Source organism: Providencia sp. UF-183, from assembly GCF_058246155.1.
On sequence record NZ_JBSICD010000054.1, the window covers coordinates 1 to 1,637 of the forward strand.

General features: G+C 40.3%; 2 protein-coding genes. Both read right to left on the reverse strand.

Annotation, left to right across the window (positions count from 1 at the left end; translation table 11 throughout):
• Positions 1 to 123 precede the first annotated feature (123 nt).
• Positions 124 to 444 carry a hypothetical protein gene (locus AC4IFT_RS22265; protein WP_490752899.1) on the reverse strand — a complete coding sequence of 107 codons (321 nt, stop codon included), beginning with the start codon at positions 442 to 444 and terminating at the stop codon, positions 124 to 126.
• A partial coding sequence (locus AC4IFT_RS22270) for a VENN motif pre-toxin domain-containing protein (RefSeq protein ID WP_490752901.1) occupies positions 441 to 1,637 on the reverse strand: 1,197 nt, incomplete at its 5' end. The genes AC4IFT_RS22265 and AC4IFT_RS22270, both read right to left, overlap by 4 nt.

A 1,637-nucleotide genomic window follows, 5' to 3' on the forward strand; every position in this document is an offset into this window, starting at 1 on the left:
TTAGGGTTTGAGGTGGGCAGTCACTTTACCCTCACTCACCAAGCCGGACAGTTGATTATCCGGTTGGTTGAGGGGGAATAAGGTAGCTAAAAGAGATCCCTGTCTGGATCAGGGATCTTAATATCAATAAAAACAGTCATCTAATTGGCCTTCAGATTTTAATATATCTAAAAACCTTTTATAGGCTGTTTCATCTAGCTCAAGTAAGTCATCCAATAACGACTCATTAATTAAAGCCCAATGATATACACCTGAGCCTGAACCATCATTTTGAAAATAAACTAGTTCACCATTTAATGTAGGTTCCACCACATTAACTTCAGACAAGTCATAAACAGATAACCCACCATAACCTTTAGGTAAACCAAGACATAGAGGTTTATTATTTATCCAATAAATAGCGAATACATCAATAAGTTCACCATCTGATTCTTTGATTCTCATTTAACTTTATCCTTTATTGTATCTACCACTTGTTTTGGATCTTGCTGAATCCTTTGAGGTGTGGTTATTTTCATATCATAAGCCTTACCAGTATTTGAGTTATATTGATAATGTATGGTTATTGTTTGTCCGTCTGGTAGTTTATGTTTCGCTTCCATTTTCTGAAATCCAGCAGACGTTGGGAAGCGAGGGTCATTATTTAATCCTGGTAGATCCTTGCCTTGCAATGGCTTAGATTGAACTTCTTTCCAGAATGTCTGCTCATTTAAATCTCTTGGTACTGCCGTCTGTTGCCCTTGTTTAGCAGTCGATATTTTTTCTGCATTCTTAATCAGTTGCTGATTATAAACTGAGTTTGCTTCTTTCTGGCTGAGATCTTTTGTATTTTTAGAATTTTCACCGATTTTGTTTAAAGCGTTCTTTTCTGCTTCTACTTTAGAAACGTTAGTTTGTTTACCCGTAGTTCCTTTTCCATTTTTGCCACTTCCACCATTTATCATCGCTGGAAGAGTCATTGCCATCATTTGTGCAGTTTCAGCATCAAAACCCATTGCTTCAAAACGTTTTGTCCAGCCATGCTCAACGGTAATACCTTCTGCTTCCATACCCAGCATATAGACTGCCGGCATATAATTACGGAACTCATCAGGCAACGATTTATCTTTTGCAAGATTCTTAATCGTTGTATCAAATGCTTCCCATTGTTCAACTAGATAGCCATATTTTTCTTGGCATTGCTCAGGAGATGTAGAACAAACTGCTTTGATTTCTTCTTGTTGACGAACGTTGGTATCTACCATTTCTCGAACAACTTTCTGGCATTCATCTCCAACACAAGTTCTTGCTTTATGCGCAAAATTTTCGAGTTGATTTGTACTCAGATAGTTATTCTCAACCGCATTCTTCGCTGCTTGCGAGCCAGTAACTGCACCCGCCATATCACCAGTAGTCAGTCCGCCAGCTAATCCTGAAGCCAATTGGCTCAATGCGCTGACTTGTTGCTTCTCACTTTCACTCAGTTCCCAGACTTCTTTGTTAGGGAAGAGGGTCTTCATAATCACCTGAGCGGACAGCTCGCCGCCGCCAGCACCTAACCCACCCGCAGCAGCGGATTGATTATTCAGCTCAGCGACTACAGCACCCAATACTGCGTGCGCCATGGCATTTGCGGCTTTATTATCTTCGCCAACCTG

Bases quoted from the DNA above. Each gene is read 5' to 3' on its own strand.
- AC4IFT_RS22265 (WP_490752899.1), bottom strand. From the start codon at position 444: ATGAGAATCAAAGAATCAGATGGTGAACTTATTGATGTATTCGCTATT.